Here is a 16,898-nt window from a genome sequence, read left to right as displayed (position 1 = left end):
GACCACGTTGTGTATATTTATCCAGAAATTCGTTACATCACTTTAACTAAATCCATGTTTTATCTTTATTTTAATTATATTTTTTGCAATGAAAGCAAATGTGTTTGATAAATTTTGCTGTACTGCTAGCTTAGTCTGATGAAACTCTTGAACATCAATCATAAATCATAGATGAAAAAAGCCATATTACTATGGCTTTTGAGCATGCGTTCAAGACAATATCAGAGATAATCCCCGGTACTCTCTGGCTGATAAAGCACTTTTTCAATGGTCACTTTCATGGTGTGGCCATCTGGTTGTGGCCATTCAATGGTTTGACCTTCGGCTAAGCCCAGAATGGCTGCGCCTATCGGTGCAATCACATTTACCTGACCTTTATCACCTTTAAACTCATGTGGGTAAACCAGTGTGACTTCCACAGGCTCTGGAGACGGTGCAATAGTCAGTAACACACGCGAATGCATGGTGACAATATTACTTGCGATCTCCGCGGGGCCAACTATTTCAGCACGTGCCAGTTCATCTTCCAGACGAATCATGGTTTCGCTCAGCTTGGTCTGATGCTCAAGCATGGTTTCCAGACGATCTAAATCCTGCTGAGATAAAATAATAGTGGTTTTATTCATCCTGATTACCTTTGTTAGATACCTAAATAAAAAATTAATGAATCAACAGCCAACAGGAACACCAAATACAGGTTGTGCCCATATTTGAATGATTCCTATAAATACAATGTTCAGATTTAAAGAAAATGATCTCACTCACAGCGCTTATTGCACCAACACCTGAGCTCGTCTGAAATTTGCATAAAAATTTTCAGGTACTAAGCAGAATGTACAGGGTGGATCTAAAAAGCTGGCAATGAATAAATCTGTTCTTTTAAATATTTAAAAATGAGATTGGTGTATAAAAGACTTTAAGCCAGATTCAGAAAAACGCAATATGATTTTGTTGATGACTCATTTTCTTGCCCTATCAACATCAGCTATTAAATATTAAGCCTGAATCATGGTGCGATATAGATATAGTTCAACTCGAATTGCGCTAAACCAAATCCTGATTTTTGTCTCGTCATTTTAACAGCTATAAAAAAAGCTCCCGGTTGGGAGCTCCTTTCCGATTAAAACCGATTATGCATAAACTGGGAATTTAGCACATACAGTTTCAACCTTCGCTTTCACCGCGTTAATGACCGTTTCATCACCTTTCGCATCCAGAATGTCAGCAATCCAGCCTGCAAGGTCACGTACTTCAGCTTCACCGAAACCACGGGTTGTTACTGCAGGTGTGCCGATACGGATACCTGAAGTCACGAACGGAGAACGTGGATCGTTTGGTACAGAGTTTTTGTTCACAGTAATGTGCGCAGCACCTAACCAGGCATCCGCTTCTTTACCTGTGATATCTTGTTTGATTAACGACAACAAGAACAAGTGGTTCTCAGTACCGCCAGACACAATATCATAACCACGAGCGATTAGCACTTCAGCCATGGCTTTTGCATTCACCACAACTTGCTTTTGATATTCTTTGTATTCAGGCGCCATCGCTTCTTTAAAGCAGATCGCTTTCGCTGCAATCGCGTGAACCAAAGGACCACCTTGGTTACCCGGGAATACAGCAGACTGTAATTTTTTCTCGATTTCTTCGTTTGCTTTCGCAAGGATTAAACCAGAACGTGGACCACGAAGTGTTTTGTGAGTCGTGGTCGTTGTTACGTCAGCAATTTGCACTGGGCTTGGGTAAACGCCAGCAGCAACCAGACCTGCAACGTGCGCCATATCAACAAACAGGTAAGCACCCACTTTGTCCGCGATGTCACGGAAACGCTGCCAGTCTACGATTTGGCTGTATGCAGAGAAACCTGCAACGATCATACGTGGCTTGTGTTCCACCGCTAAACGTTCAACTTCTTCATAGTCGATTTCGCCAGTTTCTGGGTTTAAACCATATTGAATCGCGTTATATGTTTTACCAGAGAAGCTTACTTTTGCACCGTGAGTCAAGTGACCACCGTGAGCAAGGCTCATACCCAAAACTGTATCGCCAGGGTTAAGAAGCGCTAAGTAAACCGCTGAGTTTGCTTGTGAACCAGCATGTGGCTGAACGTTAGCATAATCAGCACCAAAGAGTTCTTTAGCACGGTCAATCGCCAATTGTTCGATCACGTCTACGTATTCGCAACCGCCATAGTAGCGTTTACCTGGGTAGCCTTCCGCATATTTGTTAGTGAGTTTTGAACCTTGAGCTTCCATGACTGCTGGTGAGCAGTAGTTTTCAGAAGCGATTAGCTCAATATGAGCTTCTTGACGAGCATCTTCATTCGAGATTGCTTGAGCTAATTCTGGATCAAATTCAGCAATAGAGATATTGGCAAACATTAGCGAGGTCCTATTGATTTAGGGCTTTTAAGCCGTGCTAAGATTGGCGCGTATTGTAGCATGAAGTTTTGCATTTTCGATCATGAACTTTCTGCAGTTTTTTATAAATATTGCTCCAGCCTTTAGAAATCATGACCAATTTAAGTAAAATCAAATTATTGAATTGGCGTTAAAGTTTTTAACTTTTAAAATTTTGAGCATTTTTTATTCCTTCACTATCTAGTCTTGCTTGAAATGTGAAAAGACTGGTTTTCTCGAGCGCTCTGCAAGCATTTTAAAATGAGATTCAAGCTAAGTTCCGCTTACCTTTTTATCCTCTATAAATCTAGAACAGCAACTGCGTGTTAACCCTTAGAACATTTCAGGTGTACCGCTAAATCTTTTCCTGCATGAGAGTTCTGAGCCTTAACCTGCAGCAAGATTGGATTTATTAACAGCATTCTTTGCGCTAAAAAGTATATTTTTTAATATTCAGCCTAATCTTTTTCCCAATTTATCGTTAATATGAGTCTGTCTCTTCTTTTATGGTGCTCAACGCATGCAGGCCATTATTCTTGATACCGAAACGCATACTTTAAATGGTCAACCCATTGAAATTGCCTATGCGCCTGTCGCAATTGTAGACCATAAAATCAGTATGGATAAAAGCCGCCTGTTTGATCAGCTCTATTCATGTGACGAACCCATTTCTTTTGCCGCCATGGCGGTGCATCATATTCTGGAGTCTGACCTGGAAGGTCAGCCACATTACAGTACCTTTCGCCTGCCAGATGAAACGATTTATATGATTGGTCATAATATTGATTATGACGTTCGTGCTGTCGAAAAATGTGGGGTAGATACCTCGAAAATTAAAGCGATTTGTACACTGGCTTTAGCACGTCGGGTCTGGCCCGATGCAGAAGCACATAATATTTCTGCACTGATTTATATGATTACCAAAGGCAGTGAACGAGCGCGCGAAATGATCCGTAAAGCGCATCGTGCCGATATGGATATTATTTTAACTGCCAACATCCTGATGCATATCGTACACCACCTGAAAATCAACAGTATGCAGGAACTGTTCGATGCTTCTGAAGATGCCCGAATTCCACGCACAATTAACTTTGGTAAACATCGCGGTAGCGCAATTGCAGAGCTTCCTGCCGACTATGTGCAATGGCTATTGCGCCAAGATGAACTGGATCCTTATTTGCGCAAGGCTCTCGAAAATACCGCGATTAGTACGCTTTAAACCCCTTAAAACAAGTATCTGTTTTTTAATATATTCTTCATATTATTGTAATTATCCCAGACTATGCTCTAGCTGAATTTAGTGAACAACTCATTCAGCTATGATGCATTTTTATAAAACTCCACGTGGGGTCGAGGTGCTACAGAATCGCTCTATCCCCTTGACCGCACGCCAACGCCGCTTATTGGTGCTAATCGGCAGCAAAGATTTTGATCTGTTACATGAGAGATTAAAGCAGCAACTAGCTCCCGCCGAGCTTTTAGAGCAACTTTGTGAAATGGATTTAATTGTTCCGGCTCACACCAGCATAATATCAAACAGTCCACATCAGACCGGCACAGAAGTCGATACCAAAATCAATTTGGCGCATTCCGAGATTTACCGTCCCTTAAATTCACCTCTGCCCGTCCCTTCTGTAACCGAGAACCGCAAAAACCTCCTAGTTCCTATCGAAGAGCTGCAAGAAAACTCATCTATTGAAACAAATCCAGACAATCAACCCCATCTACCCGAACCGCAAGCTTTATCTTTTGAAGACCTCAAATATATGATGATGGAAAGCTTACAAAAATATTGTGGCTTGATGGCCAAACAGCAAATTCAGCATATTTTACAGGTACAGGATGTGCGCAGTTTAAAAATGTGCCAAATACAGTGGATCACCTCACTGCAGGAAAGCCGACTTCCTCCGCAAGAATTGAATTACATTCTAAAACAGATCAATTTTTCTTTGGCACAATTACAGCAAAATCAAGCTCATGAATAAGCATGTCTTAGTCTTTTAAACTCTTAAATGAGTGACTTTAGCAATCAAGCAGATTTAGATTTCAAATATAGACAATTGATTTTACACTATATTTATATTATCTCTAAATTTAAATCCTGAAATGTCAGACTTAAGCGGGATAGAAAAAACCTGAAAATCTCGCCATATAGTGATCATTAAAATCCGCTTGGTTGCTATATGCCACATTATTTAGAATTCGATGCGTTTGATAACCCCATGCAACTGAGCAAGGTGGGCAATTGGGTCATTACCTTTTTAAGTCCGGCTGAAGAACTGGAACTTGTGCAACTGGCAATTACCTATGTACTGCCCCGCCAGCTCAGTGACAGTTTACAACCGCGACGTGTAGTGATTCAAAAAAGCCCTATCGAATACTATTGGCTGATTCAAGCCATTGAATGTTTTGACAGTAATACTCGTCAGGAAATTTCTTTAAGCCCCGAACATATCACCGCTCAGCAAACCTTAAAACAGATTCTGCAAGAATTTGAAAAATATGATGTGAATGTACAACTTAAGTACATCTGATTTCTGGCTCACCTCGGTGGGCTTTTTTATTAATAGGGGTTAAATTTTGCTTTTCTGCATTCATTAAAAACTCACCAGGAAGGTGAGTTTTTAATGGCTAAACCTGTAATATCGGATAGATGGACTCAATTTTTTCACCTTTGTATAACGTATTGATCCAGTTATTCTACGACTTTATAAATATTTGAAGACTTTTGACTTTCAAATAACAGTTCAATACTCGGTAAAATAGTTTCGCCATCTACTACAATATGTTCAATTTTTTTTACCAGATCAATTGCATCATGCTGATGTTGCTCTACAAATGAACGTAATAAAGCTTTCGCCTCAATGACCTTGCTAAATTGGTCTTTCACCTTTATATCAATAATCTTTGACATTTTCCTCTCCTTTCTATTTTCTAAGTTTCCATTTTTTATATCACACTTAAATCGCTTATTTAACGTCAAGATGTTAGCGAATTTGGCAATGTAAACTTTTTTATATGAATCAATTAGAAAAGAAATTATCTGGAATCATTAAACAAAGCTTTATAACAGACATTAAAAAAGCTCGCATTGCTGCGAGCTCTGTGTTGGATGGCTAGTGCTAGATTTATTGTTTGGTGATCAACATCAAACTCAACTAACTGTCATTGATCCGTCCAACTTATCGGTAGCGTCTTATTGGTTTTACGACCTACCATGAATTCAATATAGCAACATTTTTCAGACCTACAAGCCCTCTTTACACTTCTAAAAGAAGACTCATACAAGATTTAAATTGTCATTTTTCAAAACTAAATTATGATATTTCAGGCTTATTAATTTCCAAATATTATTCTTTTTAGAAGAAAATATTTTTAGAATAAATATATGATTTCTATAAAATTTTAATTTAAGTTAATTTAGCTCAATATGTGTTCACATCATCCTTTATTAATTTATTCAGTTTTTTAAAATTTATTTTTTTAAATTATTGAGAATAATAAGCGCTACTCAGAAATTAGCGAACCTCTACAGGAACCGCTGTAATTAGCCGAATTAAAAGTAATTTTCTTATAGATATAATCCATTGTTATTTTGAACATAAAGCACTAATTTTTATTTAAAATGTACTGTATAAACACACTTATAAGCATCACAATTTGTAAAATCAAATCAGTTATAAAACAACAGTGTAATAAAGTCGCTCATATACAATAAACAAATGTACTCAAACCCGATATTAAATCGATCAAAACAAATTTATATTTCTAGAAAAGGTATATTGCGATGACTCATCCAGATGAAAAAATTAATGAAGAATTTCCAGAAGAGGAATTGGACCCACAAGAAAAACAGGATCGAGAGATGCAGCGCGGCCAGCTGGGCGTAGATAAAGACCCTCAGGTAAAAAGAGACCAAATCCGTCAACAACATCAGGATGAAGAGGAACAGAATCCTTAATATTCATATTATTGAGCCTGCTCCTTTGAGATTAGGATCAAGTGTAATACTGTGCCCGCTTTTTAGAGAATCGGTCAAGCTGCTTTAAGAATCCCTCAAAGTAATCTTTCTGTTTTTCTTCAGTTCGATAACCTGCATATAAAGTACGGCGTAAGCCTTCAGGGGCTACACAATCCAGACGGCGCGAAGTCACCCAGCCCTTCTGTTCATATTCATTTACCACCCAATCTGGCAATGCCGCAATCCCACGACCACTGGCAACAAGCTGAATCAGCATTTGAGTCAGATCGGTCGTCCGAATCTGTTTTGGCAAAATATTCGCAGGAATAAACAAGCGTGACATGATATCCAGACGATGCTTATCTACCGGATAAGTTACTAATGTTTCTTCTGCCAGTTCCTGCACCGTAATCTCTTGGGCACGTACTAAAGGATGTGTATTAGACAACACCAAACGTGATTCATATTCAAATACCGGGAAATATTCCACACCTTTGAGTGCAATCGGATCGGCAGTAATCAGTAAGTCAAACTCGCCCGTTTGTAACAATTCATGCGGATTGGCTTCAAAGCCCGAAGCAAAATCCAAATCAACATCTGGATATTGGATACGATACTGATTCAAAAGTGGCATTAGCCAGTCAAAACAACTATGACACTCTGACGAGAATATAATACGGCCTGTCTGTCCATGCACAATACGTGTGATATCACTTTGCGCTATCTGTACTTGTGGTAGCACATCATCAGCCAGTTTCAACAAACGTAAACCTACATTAGAAAAACTCACAGGGCGACTACGGCGATTGACCACTTCAACCCCGAACCATTGATCGAGTTCGCGCAATTGGTGAGACAAAGCTGAAGGTGTTAAACAGAGATCTCCTGCCGCTGCAACCAGTGATCCATGTTCTCTTAGCGCTGTCAGTGTTTTTAAATGTCGTAGTTCTATCATATGGCTTACCCAAAAAAATACAGAAATCAGCTACTCAAGCTTGGTGAATAGCATAATCTATTTCAGGATGCTCACTTCAATATTTTCACTTTTAAATTATTTTAATGAATTTTACTCAACAAATAATCTGTTCAAAAATCGGTTTATTAAAAACATTTGAGTTATTTCATCCTCAAGATATTCAAGAATCGTACTCTGCATTGCAATCAGTTCTCGTATTTAAAACACCTAAAGCTGTTGTGAATTAGCGTATCAACTCAAAATATAGAATCAGAATAAGTAAAAGAAAATGAGCATGTCATTTGTTTGTCTGAAAACTTTTAAGATTATTTTTGAGCAGTATCGAATAAAGTGAAAAGACAGAGTTTGAGATTCGATTTAAGCAATGCAATCTATATGGTGGCACTGAATAAAAAGTTTTATGAAAAGCGATCTGGTATAAAGATTTAATTTAAAGAGATTTTTATGTTGTAAGAAATAAGAAAATGGTGCGCTCAGCGGGACTCGAACCCACGCCACAGGCTTCGGAGACCTGTACTCTATCCAGTTGAGCTATGAGCGCGCGATGCACATCATAACAAAAAAAATCATAAGGTAAAGCAACTATCTATAACTTCGTCATTTTATGCTTAGACTTTATACAATGTTCCAAAACAGCAACACAGAATTCCATGTGAATCACTTGGCTTATTTTCCAAGATCACTCACAATATCTCAACTTTTCACCATTTGAGATATTCATGACTGATGCACTGATCTTAAGAGATGTGTCAAAGACCTATCGCAATGGCTTTCAGGCATTAAAAGGAATCAACTTAAATGTACCAGAAGGTGAGTTTTATGCACTTCTGGGGCCAAATGGCGCCGGAAAATCCACCACCATCGGTATTATCAGTTCATTAACAAAAAAAACCGCCGGCATAGTCGAAATTTTCGGTCACAACCTGGATACCCACCCCTCCCAAGCCAAACAGTGTTTAGGTGTGGTTCCTCAGGAATTTAACTTCGCCCAGTTTGAAAAAACTTTCGACATTCTGGTGACGCAAGCCGGCTATTACGGTATTCCTAAAAAAATTGCACAGCAACGGGCTGAACTCTATCTGACCAAGCTGGGCCTATGGGAAAAACGTGCAACGCAGGCGCGTATGCTGTCGGGCGGTATGAAACGTCGCTTGATGATTGCACGTGCCATGATGCATGAACCGAAACTTTTGATTCTGGATGAGCCAACTGCGGGTGTCGACATCGAATTACGTCGTTCAATGTGGGAGTTTTTGAACGAGATGAATGAGCAAGGGACATCCATCATTCTCACCACCCACTATTTAGAAGAAGCCGAAATGCTGTGTCGCCGCATTGCGATTATCGATCGTGGTGTGATTAAAGAAGACACCAGCATGAAGAGCTTCCTAAGTCAGCTGAATGAAGAATCCTTTATTTTTGATCTTGCAGCACCGATTGAACCTTTGCATCTGGAGATTATCGGGGTACGTTTTAATTTAATCGACCCGATGACCTTAGAAATTACCATGGACAAGGCACATAGCATGAATGATCTGTTCCAGCTATTGGAATCACAGAATATTCAGGTACGCAGTATGCGTAACAAATCCAATCGTCTGGAAGAGCTTTTTGTCAAAATGGTCGAAAAAAATCTGGATGGAGCTGCGCAATGAACATTAATCAACTCAGCGTAGCTTTATATACCATTGTATATAAAGAAGTCCGCCGTTTTATGCGGATCTGGCCGCAAACCTTGTTACCACCTGCCATCACCATGAGCTTGTATTTCGTGATTTTCGGCAATCTGATCGGTTCGCGGATTGGAGACATGGGCGGCTATAGCTATATGGAGTTCATTGTGCCCGGTCTGATCATGATGGCCGTGATTACCAACAGCTATGCCAACGTCTCTTCCAGTTTTTTCAGTTCAAAATTTCAAAAGAGTATTGAAGAGCTGGTCATGAGTCCGGTACCGATGCATGCCATTCTTTGGGGACATGTGCTGGGCGGTGTGATTCGTGGAGTACTGGTGGCGATTATTGTTAGTGCCGTGAGTTTGTTTTTTGCAGATCTATACATTACCAACTGGTTTGTGACGATTTATACCGTATTGATTACCTCCCTGCTGTTTTCTTTGGGTGGTTTTATCAATGCCGTCTATGCCAAATCTTTTGATGATATTTCGATTATCCCGACCTTTGTTTTAACGCCACTGACTTATTTAGGCGGTGTGTTTTATGCAATTTCTGCCTTAAGTCCATTCTGGCAAAATTTATCTTTGATCAACCCTGTGGTGTATATGGTCAATGCCTTCCGCTATGGCATTTTAGGACATAGCGATGTCAATGTAACTGTTTCACTTGCAGTGGTCACCTTATGTTGCGGCCTGCTCTATGCATTGGCCTATCATTTACTCTCCCGTGGTTCAGGAATGCGTGAATAATGAGTGTAGAACAATCTCTTCTTGGTAAAGACACCAATTACCCGACAGAATATCAGCCGGATGTTCTGTTTCCGATTTCGCGCGCACCTGCTCGTGAACAATACGCGCATGTCGACGCGATTCAGCAAGGCACCGACTGGTGGCATGTTTTTGAAATTTCCTGGTTAAATTCAGCCGGTGTGCCGCAAGTCGCAATTGGACGGATCAGCCTGCCTGCTTCTTCGCCGAATCTGATTGAATCCAAATCACTCAAGCTCTACTTTAATAGTTTGAATTTTGCCAAATTTGAATCTCAAGCTGACTTTATCACCACGGTGGAAAAAGATTTATCTGCTGCGGCTGGCGCAGAGATTACGTTAGATTTATTTCAGGTTGATGACTTGGAAGTTGCCAAACCTGAAGGCATCTGCATTGATGAACTAATTCCGGAACGTCTGGAAAATCATCCTGATGCGAGTCTTTTGGCTCTGGATGCGAACCATACCGAAGAAGTTGAAATCCAGCTGTATTCACATTTATTAAGAAGTAACTGCCCAGTCACTGGACAACCGGATTGGGGTACAGTATTTATACGCTATCAGGGCAAAAAACCTTGTTATAAGAGTATTTTGGCTTATATTATTTCTTATCGTCAGCATAACGGTTTTCACGAACAATGCGTGGAGCAGATGTTTGCCGATCTCTGGCAACAACTGAAACCGGAAAAGCTGATGGTCTACGCAACCTATACACGCCGCGGTGGATTGGATATCAACCCTTGCCGTGTATCGGATTTAACATGGATGCCTCGCCCTATTCGATTAGCGCGACAATAAAAACATTGAGGTTTAACAATGCCATTTTTTGGTTTTATTCCTTCTGCAGAGCTTTTAAATACAATTCAGACTGCACAACAAAATAAAAATTCAAATGAGCCGCTTTACCCACTTCGTGATAAAACCGCATTGATGATTAATGATGAAATTATTGATGCGATTCTCACGGAACTGGTGCGTCGTTTTCCTGCAAGTGATAAGCGCGATACTGCGGAAAAACTGGCGGGCTATATCAAGTCAACTGTGGCGGTATTGCTGAAACAGTTATTGAGCAAAGCGCCGAATGATGTGGTGAAGCAATCTATTGCTTTCTCTGAACGCAGTCTGTTTAAAGACCCTGAAGGACAGATCCGTATTGGTGAGTCGCTGGATGCCAATCTGGTGACCAATTTAAAACATCATTATGCGGAACTAAAAGCCGGTCAGAGTATCGACAAACAAACGTTTAGCAATCTATATAAGCAGTTTGGTGAAGCGACGGTACGTCACTTTATGGTCGATTTTAATAAGACCTTGGATCTTGGCATGATCAAACGCAAGGCAGCAGATATTGGTGCTTCTGCTGTGATTAAGGCCATCAATATGGCTGCAGATAAAATCATTCTCAATCTGAACAAGGATGAGCTTCGCGCCATGGCTGAATATCATGACACCTTGTTCTATACAGAATAGGTTTGCATAGAATCATCTAAGAGTGATTTTTTAAAATTAGCCTGACTTCGGTCAGGCTTTTTTATGTTCAATGAAATAGCTTGTTACAGATAAGCAGCTCCACAAGGCAAACTGACGTAAAAATAGCCAGTCTTTCACTATTTTTGTATATGCATCTAGGTCTCTTAATCATCCGAATGTTATCTTTAATCTGGTTTTTACAGCCTCATGATTGAAAAAATTTCTCAATCTTTTTCATGGCATGATTCAAATAACATTGCCCGCAACTTATCAAAAATTGGAAATCGTACCAAGATGTTGAAATCGAATTTTTATAAAAAATTTAAACAGCTTTCAATCGCATTGACCGCATTCGGTCTCAGCAGTTTCAGTCTGGCCAACGATTTCCAATCTTATCCCTCTTATGCCAGTTTTAAACAGACTGCCATGCAAAATTATGGGCTGAGTGCCCAGCAAGTCGATTCAGCCATGAACGGGGCGCGCAACCTGCCCAATATCATCAATATTATGAATCGTCCAGGTGAAAGCAAGCCTTGGTATTCTTATAAAACCAACTTTCTGGCTGAGTCGACCATTCAACGCGGTGTGCGCTTTAAACAGCAATATGCGGAAACGCTGAATCGCGCTGAACAGCAGTTTGGTGTACCACAGTCAATCATTCTCGGAATTTTAGGGGTAGAAACCGGCTTTGGAACCAATAAGGGTTCTTTTGTCACCCGTGATGCGCTGGCCACCTTAGGTTTTGGTTATGAGCGTCGTGCCCAGTATTTTCAAGATGAACTGGCGGCATTAATTGCCTGGTCTTATAAAGATGGCGTTTCAGCTTCTTCTATCGTCGGCTCTTATGCAGGTGCGGTCGGTTATCCACAATTCATGCCAAGTAATATTCCAAAATTCGGCGTGGACTACGATGGTAACGGACATATTGACCTGCGTAATTCAGCAGTAGATGCGATTGGCTCGATTGCCAACTATTTAGCCCAGCATGGCTGGCAGCGTAATCAACCGATTGCTTTTCCGGCCCGTTATAGTGGCTCGAACCCGGATGCGGTAATTGCCAAAGATCTGACTCAACCTAGCCCATATGGTGTGTTAAAAACACAAGGGATTAGCCCAATGAATCCTATTGTTCAAATTGACGATCTAGACTTGGTCAATGTAATTCAATTACAAGAAAATTATGGGCATATTTACTATATTACTTATCCAAATTTTCAAGTGATTACTACTTATAATCGCAGCCGAATGTATGCCACTGCATTGTGGTTATTAGGTACAGAAATTACCAGCCGTTAACATGAGAATTTAATACAAATTATTAAAGTCAACATTTTTATGAGTGATTATGAGCAAATATTGATCAATTTTAATATCATGTTACAATATTGATCATATTTTAATCACTCATTGTTTATTTTAAGTTCTTTTTTAAACTATTTTAATTAAACACTAGACAGGATATTGCAGGCATGAATATTATCCATTTCGTTAAATGTAGTTGCATAAGTTAAATATCAGGCGTGTTTACATGGTTTTTCAGTTACTTATGAACAAATCCATGCGATATGCTGTTAGGAGTTGATTCGATGCATTCTTCAATTTTGAAGTATTTTATGGCCATTGCCACGATAGTCACACTGACGCAATCGCAGGCAGATATGGTTCCGTCATCTTCGTTTAATCACGAAAATGACAATTCGCGCCTTGCAACGCGTGTATTAAATAAAGAAGCTCAAAGCTTCAATTCAAATTTCACCAATTTGAACAGCCTTTCAATCACTGAGCGTTCTGGCGATAAAGTTCGCCGTGAAACCATTGCAGCGAAAATTGAAATTCCTGCAGAAGAGCCTTCAGTGATTGAAAAACTGAATACCGTGGCTTCTAATACTGTACGCAAGTTCAGTCAGACAGGTACAGCCTCTTGGTATGGTCGCCAGTTCCACGGCCGTAAAACTGCAAGCGGTGAAACCTTTGACATGAATGCAATGACTGCTGCTCATCGTAGCCTACCATTGAACTGTTATATTCGTGTGACCAATAGAAATAATGGTAAAAGCGTAGTGGTTAAAGTCAATGACCGCGGCCCATTCCATGGTAACCGTGTCGTCGATTTATCTTATGGCGCAGCGAAGAAACTCGGCATTACCAATGCCGGTGTTGGCAATGTCAGTATTGAGCGTGTCGCTGGTCCAAATTCTTAAGATTTAGCTTGCAATACATTTAACCAAAAGCCACAGTAATGTGGCTTTTTTATTAACTTCAAGTTATAGAAAAATGACAATCAATCTATAGTTCCTCTTATCTCCAGCTACCTGTCCATTACAGCTTGAATGTTGCAAATTCGCCAAATAAAATTCACGTTTTGGCACGATTAACTTTTGACCAAACCTAGATTCTGCTTTATATTTTCAGGCAAGCACAACGTATTCATGGAATGGAGCGAATAATGAAAACAATATCTGAATGGCTGGATGAATATAGTGACAGTCATCAAAACAAAACCAATAAGCTGATTCACTGGGTCTGCGTACCGACTATCTATTTTTCGATTATTGGCATTATTGCGCACTTTAGTGCTTTACTGACCGCCCTTCTGCTGGCTCTGGCTTTTATTTTCTATGCCCGACTAGATATTGTTTTGGCAGTTGCAATGGCTGCTTTAACATTGATCATGGCCTGGCTAATCTGGATTCTGCCAGTCGGTGCCGGTTTTTATATTGGCCTATTTGTTTTTGCCTGGATTGGTCAGTTTTATGGCCACAAAGTGGAAGGCAAAAAGCCATCTTTCTTTAAAGACCTTCAATTCCTTCTTATTGGCCCGATTTGGTGCATGGATGCTTATTTAGCTAAAGTAGCACCTTCCTGGAAAAGTCGCCAGATACGAGACATGAAGAGCATTTAGCAGCATTCTTCATTTTTTCTAATGAGAAGAACCTTCTTGATAGGTTCTTCCTTGATGTTTTAACCGGCCATACACATGTTTTCGGGCACAATCATGATGCATCCAGTGCGCCACATCCCCCTTCTCGCTATTTATATTCACTATAAAATTCGACAATATCATCTTTTTGAATCGAACCAATGCCGGGTGCGGAATCGATATTATATGTCACCAATACAATTTGATCATTCAAGCATGAACTCTTAATAGCGTGATCCTTTATGATCATCACCTAACGTTGCAATCATTGTTCGATAAGATCGAACCCCAATAGCACCCTGATGATGTTGAAAAGCAGTCTAAATTTTATTGAGATCATCTTGAGACATAGCTTCAAAATGAGTGTCGGTGTGGCGACTTGGCTGACTTTGTGTTAAGGAGCTCCACTCAAACTGGTTTTGCTAGGTATCAACACAGATATACAGCAATCAATAAGCAATCATCACCCCAATACCCATGTCGGTTTTATATGCGCTATTAATGATTTTCAATTCTTTAAATTTCGTTGATTTTATCACGCGTACTTTCTAAGCAAACTCGCATTTTCCAAGAAAAACTACCGCTTTCGACTTATTGTATTTTTATGCAGATATAAAAAAAGCCCCACAAAGTGGAGCTTCTTTATAATTCGTTACCGAATTATTGAGCAGCAGCCTGAGCAGCAGCAACTTCTTCTGCGAAACTCATTTCAGCTTTCTTCTCGATACCTTCACCAACTTCGAAACGAACGAATTCAGCTACAGTAGTACCTGTTGCTTTAAGAACGTCAGCAACTTTCTTGTCGTTGTCGATTACGTACATTTGACGCTCAAGAACAACTTCGTTCAAGTATTTCTCAACAGAACCCACAACCATCTTCTCAACGATGTTTGCTGGCTTGCCAGATTCAAGTGCTTTCGCTTCAGCAATTTCTTTCTCTTTCGCGATAAGCTCAGCAGAAACGCCTTCAGCATTTACAGCGACTGGGTTGAACGCAGCAACGTGCATTGCCAAGCCTTTACCAGTTGCTTCATCACCAGTATAAGAAACAACAACACCGATACGAAGACCGTGTTTGTAAACTGCAAGGTTAGCACCTTCAACAATTTTCGCACGACGTACTTGGATGTTTTCACCGATTTTTTGAACAAGAGCGATACGCGCTTCTTCTACAGTTGCACCATCTTCTAGTTTCAATTCAGCGATTTGAGCAGGATCAGTTACGTTTGCAGCAAGTGCAGCAGCCGCAACTTTCGCAGAGAAACCAGCAAAGTTTTCATCTTTTGCAACGAAGTCAGTCTGGCAGTTTACTTCTAAAAGAAGTGCTTTGTTGCCTTCTTGAGCAATCGTGATCGCGCCATCAGCAGCGATGTTACCCGCTTTTTTAGCAGCTTTCGCTTGACCAGATTTACGTAGGTTATCGATCGCTAATTCAACGTCGCCGCCCGCCTCTGTCAAAGCTTTTTTACATTCCATCATTGCAAGACCAGTACGATCGCGCAATTCTTTAACCATGCTTGCTGTAACTGCAGTCATGTTTATCTCCTAAATTCGGTAGAAAATGAATTCTTTTTAGAACAGAAACGGCCCAGAGGAGTTCTCATGGGCCGCCTGCATACATAACGCTTACTTTGCCACCATCACATGTCGCAAAAATGACAAGCTTGCGTCAAACGCATTAAGCCTCAGAAGCTGGAGCTTCTTCTGCTTTAGCTTGTGCATTCGCTTGTGATTGAGCATATTCTTTACCAGCAAGAATCGCATCAGCCATAGCAGAAGCATACAGTGTTACTGCACGGATCGCATCATCGTTACCCGGAATAACGTAATCTACGTTGTCTGGGTTAGAGTTTGTATCAACGATACCGATTACAGGAATACCAAGGTTCTTTGCTTCTTTGATTGCAATTGCTTCGTGATCAACGTCGATTACGAATAATGCGTCAGGTAAACCACCCATGTTTTTCACGCCGCCAAGACCGCGTTCAAGTTTTTCCATCTCACGAGTACGTTCTAAAGCTTCACGTTTAGTTAGCTTAAGGAAAGTACCGTCTTGAGATTGAGTTTGAAGGTCTTTTAGACGGTTGATAGATTGGCGAAGTGTTTTCCAGTTCGTCAACATACCACCTAACCAGCGGTGATCAACATATGGTTGACCAGCACGTTGCGCTTGTTCACGGATGATTGCAGAAGCTGCGCGCTTAGTACCAACAAACAAAACTTTGTTCTTTTTGCTCGCCAAGTTGTTAGCAAAGTTCAAAGCATCATTTAACGCAGGAACAGTGTGCTCAAGGTTGATGATGTGAATTTTGTTACGCGCACCAAAGATGTAATCGCGCATTTTTGGGTTCCAAAAACGTGTTTGGTGACCAAAGTGTGCGCCTGCTTGTAGAAGGTCGCGCATGCCTACGTTGTAATCTGCCATTTTCTTTACCTTAAAGTTTGGGTTAGGCCTCCATATACCCGCATTCTCCACCCAAGGGATTGCTGTCATTTTATCAGTGGTTGCGACAGAGGACATTTTTTAGCGATACAAGGCATGAATAGTGAGATTTAACATTCTAAATAAACTATTCATAACGCAGTAGCGTCAAAAAACGTCCCTGTCCCTAAGGGTTGTAGCTAAAATCCCCTCATACTTCGTTATGAAACTCGATAAGGGAATACCATTACCATCGTTTCATGCCTCGCATGACGAAATTTTAGCTGACAACGCAACTCACATATAAA

19 protein-coding genes and 1 tRNA gene are annotated in these 16,898 nt (G+C 40.3%); 11 read left to right on the top strand and 9 right to left on the bottom strand.

Annotated features, from left to right (window positions below):
- Nucleotides 1-221: 221 nt before the first annotated feature.
- Nucleotides 222-626 (bottom strand): nucleoside diphosphate kinase regulator, encoded by a 405-nt coding sequence (rnk, locus tag FTU95_RS04945; RefSeq protein WP_005097501.1) that lies wholly within the window; start codon nucleotides 624-626, stop codon nucleotides 222-224.
- Between the two features lie 504 nt (nucleotides 627-1,130).
- Nucleotides 1,131-2,381: a serine hydroxymethyltransferase gene (gene glyA, locus FTU95_RS04940; protein ID WP_005097502.1), complete on the bottom strand. Its 1,251-nt coding sequence runs from the start codon at nucleotides 2,379-2,381 to the stop codon at nucleotides 1,131-1,133.
- Nucleotides 2,382-2,919: 538 nt separating this feature from the next.
- On the opposite strand from glyA, the gene FTU95_RS04935 reads away from it, so the two are divergent.
- The 3 genes from FTU95_RS04935 to FTU95_RS04925 all read left to right on the top strand — a co-directional run bounded on the left by FTU95_RS04935 (nucleotide 2,920) and on the right by FTU95_RS04925 (nucleotide 4,933).
- Nucleotides 2,920-3,618, top strand: coding sequence for a DNA polymerase III subunit epsilon (locus tag FTU95_RS04935; protein WP_005097503.1), 699 nt, complete (start codon nucleotides 2,920-2,922; stop codon nucleotides 3,616-3,618).
- Between the two features lie 100 nt (nucleotides 3,619-3,718).
- Nucleotides 3,719-4,384, top strand: a complete 666-nt coding sequence (locus FTU95_RS04930; protein ID WP_005097504.1) for a hypothetical protein — start codon at nucleotides 3,719-3,721, stop codon at nucleotides 4,382-4,384.
- Between the two features lie 198 nt (nucleotides 4,385-4,582).
- Nucleotides 4,583-4,933 (top strand): hypothetical protein, encoded by a 351-nt coding sequence (locus FTU95_RS04925; RefSeq protein WP_005097506.1) that lies wholly within the window; start codon nucleotides 4,583-4,585, stop codon nucleotides 4,931-4,933.
- A gap of 161 nt (nucleotides 4,934-5,094) precedes the next feature.
- On the opposite strand, the gene FTU95_RS04920 is transcribed toward FTU95_RS04925, so the two are convergent.
- On the bottom strand, nucleotides 5,095-5,313 hold the full coding sequence (locus FTU95_RS04920; protein WP_005170167.1) for a hypothetical protein: 219 nt from the start codon (nucleotides 5,311-5,313) through the stop codon (nucleotides 5,095-5,097).
- Between the two features lie 873 nt (nucleotides 5,314-6,186).
- Between FTU95_RS04920 and FTU95_RS04915 the strand changes: the two genes are divergently transcribed.
- Nucleotides 6,187-6,360: a hypothetical protein gene (locus tag FTU95_RS04915; RefSeq protein WP_005097508.1), complete on the top strand. Its 174-nt coding sequence runs from the start codon at nucleotides 6,187-6,189 to the stop codon at nucleotides 6,358-6,360.
- A gap of 37 nt (nucleotides 6,361-6,397) precedes the next feature.
- Here the strand turns inward: FTU95_RS04915 and FTU95_RS04910 are convergent, their stop codons facing one another.
- Complete coding sequence (locus tag FTU95_RS04910; RefSeq protein ID WP_005097509.1) at nucleotides 6,398-7,315, bottom strand: LysR family transcriptional regulator; 918 nt, start codon at nucleotides 7,313-7,315, stop codon at nucleotides 6,398-6,400.
- Between the two features lie 486 nt (nucleotides 7,316-7,801).
- A tRNA-Arg gene (locus FTU95_RS04905) sits at nucleotides 7,802-7,877 on the bottom strand.
- A gap of 178 nt (nucleotides 7,878-8,055) precedes the next feature.
- Between FTU95_RS04905 and FTU95_RS04900 the strand changes: the two genes are divergently transcribed.
- From FTU95_RS04900 to FTU95_RS04870, 7 genes are all read left to right on the top strand, one after another.
- A complete protein-coding gene (locus FTU95_RS04900) occupies nucleotides 8,056-8,991 on the top strand; it encodes an ABC transporter ATP-binding protein (protein WP_100357432.1) in 936 nt (311 codons plus the stop codon).
- Entirely contained in the window at nucleotides 8,988-9,761 is a 774-nt protein-coding gene (locus FTU95_RS04895; protein WP_005097525.1) for an ABC transporter permease, read from the top strand. The genes FTU95_RS04900 and FTU95_RS04895 overlap by 4 nt, the downstream gene beginning before the upstream one ends.
- Nucleotides 9,761-10,576 carry an NADPH-dependent 7-cyano-7-deazaguanine reductase QueF gene (gene queF / locus FTU95_RS04890; RefSeq protein WP_005097527.1) on the top strand — a complete coding sequence of 272 codons (816 nt, stop codon included), beginning with the start codon at nucleotides 9,761-9,763 and terminating at the stop codon, nucleotides 10,574-10,576. Before FTU95_RS04895 ends, queF begins: the two co-directional genes overlap by 1 nt.
- 18 nt (nucleotides 10,577-10,594) lie before the next feature.
- Nucleotides 10,595-11,248: a hypothetical protein gene (locus FTU95_RS04885; RefSeq protein ID WP_005170158.1), complete on the top strand. Its 654-nt coding sequence runs from the start codon at nucleotides 10,595-10,597 to the stop codon at nucleotides 11,246-11,248.
- 294 nt (nucleotides 11,249-11,542) lie between these two features.
- Nucleotides 11,543-12,544 (top strand): lytic murein transglycosylase B, encoded by a 1,002-nt coding sequence (gene mltB, locus FTU95_RS04880; RefSeq protein WP_180077742.1) that lies wholly within the window; start codon nucleotides 11,543-11,545, stop codon nucleotides 12,542-12,544.
- Between the two features lie 290 nt (nucleotides 12,545-12,834).
- Nucleotides 12,835-13,449 (top strand): septal ring lytic transglycosylase RlpA family protein, encoded by a 615-nt coding sequence (locus FTU95_RS04875; RefSeq protein WP_005097531.1) that lies wholly within the window; start codon nucleotides 12,835-12,837, stop codon nucleotides 13,447-13,449.
- A 245-nt stretch (nucleotides 13,450-13,694) separates the two neighbouring features.
- Nucleotides 13,695-14,150: a DUF962 domain-containing protein gene (locus tag FTU95_RS04870; protein ID WP_005170152.1), complete on the top strand. Its 456-nt coding sequence runs from the start codon at nucleotides 13,695-13,697 to the stop codon at nucleotides 14,148-14,150.
- A gap of 18 nt (nucleotides 14,151-14,168) precedes the next feature.
- Here FTU95_RS04870 and FTU95_RS15150 read toward each other — a convergent pair whose 3' ends face one another.
- From FTU95_RS15150 to rpsB, 4 genes are all read right to left on the bottom strand, one after another.
- The gene (locus FTU95_RS15150) at nucleotides 14,169-14,312 is read right to left on the bottom strand and encodes a DUF3465 domain-containing protein (protein ID WP_347929744.1); all 144 of its coding nucleotides are present in this window, start codon (nucleotides 14,310-14,312) and stop codon (nucleotides 14,169-14,171) included.
- Nucleotides 14,278-14,418 carry a DUF3465 domain-containing protein gene (locus FTU95_RS15145; RefSeq protein ID WP_347929327.1) on the bottom strand — a complete coding sequence of 47 codons (141 nt, stop codon included), beginning with the start codon at nucleotides 14,416-14,418 and terminating at the stop codon, nucleotides 14,278-14,280. The genes FTU95_RS15150 and FTU95_RS15145 overlap by 35 nt, the downstream gene beginning before the upstream one ends.
- 410 nt (nucleotides 14,419-14,828) lie before the next feature.
- Nucleotides 14,829-15,704: a translation elongation factor Ts gene (tsf, locus tag FTU95_RS04860; RefSeq protein WP_005097533.1), complete on the bottom strand. Its 876-nt coding sequence runs from the start codon at nucleotides 15,702-15,704 to the stop codon at nucleotides 14,829-14,831.
- Nucleotides 15,705-15,846: 142 nt separating this feature from the next.
- Entirely contained in the window at nucleotides 15,847-16,593 is a 747-nt protein-coding gene (rpsB, locus tag FTU95_RS04855; RefSeq protein WP_005097534.1) for a 30S ribosomal protein S2, read from the bottom strand.
- Nucleotides 16,594-16,898 lie beyond the last annotated feature (305 nt).

This window comes from Acinetobacter sp. YH12208 (assembly GCF_013418055.1).
In the GTDB taxonomy this organism is placed as follows: Bacteria; Pseudomonadota; Gammaproteobacteria; order Pseudomonadales; family Moraxellaceae; genus Acinetobacter; species Acinetobacter pseudolwoffii.
The sequence above is the reverse complement of the archived record's forward strand: the minus strand, read 5'-3'. Positions and strand labels throughout refer to the sequence as shown.

Bases quoted from the DNA above. Each gene is read 5' to 3' on its own strand.
- rnk (WP_005097501.1), bottom strand. From the start codon at position 626: ATGAATAAAACCACTATTATTTTATCTCAGCAGGATTTAGATCGTCTG.
- glyA (WP_005097502.1), bottom strand. From the start codon at position 2,381: ATGTTTGCCAATATCTCTATTGCTGAATTTGATCCAGAATTAGCTCAA.
- FTU95_RS04935 (WP_005097503.1), top strand. From the start codon at position 2,920: ATGCAGGCCATTATTCTTGATACCGAAACGCATACTTTAAATGGTCAA.
- FTU95_RS04930 (WP_005097504.1), top strand. From the start codon at position 3,719: ATGATGCATTTTTATAAAACTCCACGTGGGGTCGAGGTGCTACAGAAT.
- FTU95_RS04925 (WP_005097506.1), top strand. From the start codon at position 4,583: ATGCCACATTATTTAGAATTCGATGCGTTTGATAACCCCATGCAACTG.
- FTU95_RS04920 (WP_005170167.1), bottom strand. From the start codon at position 5,313: ATGTCAAAGATTATTGATATAAAGGTGAAAGACCAATTTAGCAAGGTC.
- FTU95_RS04915 (WP_005097508.1), top strand. From the start codon at position 6,187: ATGACTCATCCAGATGAAAAAATTAATGAAGAATTTCCAGAAGAGGAA.
- FTU95_RS04910 (WP_005097509.1), bottom strand. From the start codon at position 7,315: ATGATAGAACTACGACATTTAAAAACACTGACAGCGCTAAGAGAACAT.
- FTU95_RS04900 (WP_100357432.1), top strand. From the start codon at position 8,056: ATGACTGATGCACTGATCTTAAGAGATGTGTCAAAGACCTATCGCAAT.
- FTU95_RS04895 (WP_005097525.1), top strand. From the start codon at position 8,988: ATGAACATTAATCAACTCAGCGTAGCTTTATATACCATTGTATATAAA.
- queF (WP_005097527.1), top strand. From the start codon at position 9,761: ATGAGTGTAGAACAATCTCTTCTTGGTAAAGACACCAATTACCCGACA.
- FTU95_RS04885 (WP_005170158.1), top strand. From the start codon at position 10,595: ATGCCATTTTTTGGTTTTATTCCTTCTGCAGAGCTTTTAAATACAATT.
- mltB (WP_180077742.1), top strand. From the start codon at position 11,543: ATGTTGAAATCGAATTTTTATAAAAAATTTAAACAGCTTTCAATCGCA.
- FTU95_RS04875 (WP_005097531.1), top strand. From the start codon at position 12,835: ATGCATTCTTCAATTTTGAAGTATTTTATGGCCATTGCCACGATAGTC.
- FTU95_RS04870 (WP_005170152.1), top strand. From the start codon at position 13,695: ATGAAAACAATATCTGAATGGCTGGATGAATATAGTGACAGTCATCAA.
- FTU95_RS15150 (WP_347929744.1), bottom strand. From the start codon at position 14,312: ATGATATTGTCGAATTTTATAGTGAATATAAATAGCGAGAAGGGGGAT.
- FTU95_RS15145 (WP_347929327.1), bottom strand. From the start codon at position 14,418: ATGATCATAAAGGATCACGCTATTAAGAGTTCATGCTTGAATGATCAA.
- tsf (WP_005097533.1), bottom strand. From the start codon at position 15,704: ATGACTGCAGTTACAGCAAGCATGGTTAAAGAATTGCGCGATCGTACT.
- rpsB (WP_005097534.1), bottom strand. From the start codon at position 16,593: ATGGCAGATTACAACGTAGGCATGCGCGACCTTCTACAAGCAGGCGCA.